Genomic DNA, 1,426 nt, shown 5'->3' on the forward strand with positions numbered 1-1,426 from the left:
CCTCCGCGCCCCTTCAGGCACCCGCTCCAGCTTGGTATTCCCGCCCATCGCACACCTCCGTGATCAAGGTGTTGCGACGACCGGTTGAATCCGCCTTGCACGCCGTTGTCGCTGTGAAAGGTCGCGCCCTCCAGGCGGCCACCCCGAGTGTGCGCCGCGGCCTGCAGCGCGTCGACGACGAGTTCGGTGCGCATGTGGTCGGCGATCGACCAGCCCACCAGACGACGTGAGTGCAGATCCACGATCGTGGCCAGGTAGAGGAACGCGCCACCGCCGACGGGCAGATAGGTGATGTCACCCACGTAGCGGGTGTTCGGCTGCTCGGCGGTGAAGTCGCGCTGGATCAGGTCGGCCACCGGCCGGGCGTCCGGCTCTGCGGGTGACTCTTGGAGAGAGTCGCGCCGAGCGCGGTGACAGCCACCTTGTCCTCTTCGGTCCGAAAGACGCCGTGAGACGTGACGGAACGAATCAGCCGGGCGAGTACATCAGCATCGGATCCGGTGCGTTCAGCCAGGGTCGCGATCGTCTGGGGTCCTTCTTCGTGCAGAATCGTCGCGACACCCGCATCGGCGAGGACGAACAACGCCTGGGACAACACGAACCCGTCCAACATCTGCGCCATCACCACAGTGGGGGGCGGTGGCTGGGCGTAGCGCTCGTCGGACATGATGGCCGCACCTTCCTCGCTGACATCCTTGATCGCCAAGCTTGCCAGGTCCGCCGAAGACTGACGGCCCGGGGTCGGGATCACGACGTGGCTTCCAGACCCCTTCAGGTAGCCGCGCGGGGATCGGTAGGGACAGCCACGGCTTCCTCATAGCCTTTGCAACCGGAATCTTCCGAGACCAGCTGGTACACACCCTCGACGCCGTCCCATCGGCCGCCTATCCGCGTGACCTCTCAGAGACCTGCGAGAGTCGCGCTGCGGTCCCACAGTTGCAGCGCTAGCGCGATGTCGCTTGCTTGGGGGTTGGTCTTCGCGATCTTGTTGTTCTCGTAGTACTCCCCGGGCATCCAGGTGGCGCCGGGGGCTCCGTCGGCAAGCCACGTGAGGGCTGCGCCGCCCTTCTCCGTGCCGCTGAGCATCAGCTTCGTCATGGGGTTGTTGTAGACGAACCGGAACAGTCCCTTGGACTGATTGGCGAAGTTGCTGGCTATATTTCCGGGGTGGAAGGCGACCGCGGTGATGCCGCGATCGGCGTAGCGGCGGTGAAGTTCCTTGGTGAACAGGATGTTCTCGAGCTTGGCGTCGCCGTACGCCTTCTTCGGCGAGTACTTCTTCTCGTTCTGCAGGTCATCGATGTCGACGTTGCCAAAGATTCGCGCGCCGACACTGACGTGATCTCAGCGAATTGCCGGTAGGTAGTTGTGCTCGAAATGCGTGAGGACAAGAGCGGCGCGTGCGATGTCGCCGATTGCGCTGGGG

General features: G+C 64.2%; 3 protein-coding genes and 1 pseudogene. 1 reads left to right on the forward strand and 3 read right to left on the reverse strand.

Annotated features, from left to right (window positions below):
* Window positions 1–101: 101 nt before the first annotated feature.
* From AB0J69_RS61680 to AB0J69_RS61690, 3 genes and pseudogenes are all read right to left on the reverse strand, one after another.
* Window positions 102–368, reverse strand: a pseudogene (locus tag AB0J69_RS61680) (DDE-type integrase/transposase/recombinase); the annotation flags it as partial.
* Entirely contained in the window at window positions 344–667 is a 324-nt protein-coding gene (locus tag AB0J69_RS61685) for a methyltransferase dimerization domain-containing protein (RefSeq protein WP_364138694.1), read from the reverse strand. The gene AB0J69_RS61685 and the pseudogene AB0J69_RS61680, both read right to left, overlap by 25 nt.
* Window positions 668–900: 233 nt before the next feature.
* Window positions 901–1,098 (reverse strand): hypothetical protein, encoded by a 198-nt coding sequence (locus tag AB0J69_RS61690; protein ID WP_364138689.1) that lies wholly within the window; start codon window positions 1,096–1,098, stop codon window positions 901–903.
* Between the two features lie 69 nt (window positions 1,099–1,167).
* Between AB0J69_RS61690 and AB0J69_RS61695 the strand changes: the two genes are divergently transcribed.
* Window positions 1,168–1,362, forward strand: a complete 195-nt coding sequence (locus tag AB0J69_RS61695; protein ID WP_364138692.1) for a hypothetical protein — start codon at window positions 1,168–1,170, stop codon at window positions 1,360–1,362.
* Window positions 1,363–1,426 lie beyond the last annotated feature (64 nt).

Origin of the sequence: Nonomuraea sp. NPDC049709, assembly GCF_040674815.1 — a bacterium.
In the GTDB taxonomy this organism is placed as follows: Bacteria; Actinomycetota; Actinomycetes; order Streptosporangiales; family Streptosporangiaceae; genus Nonomuraea.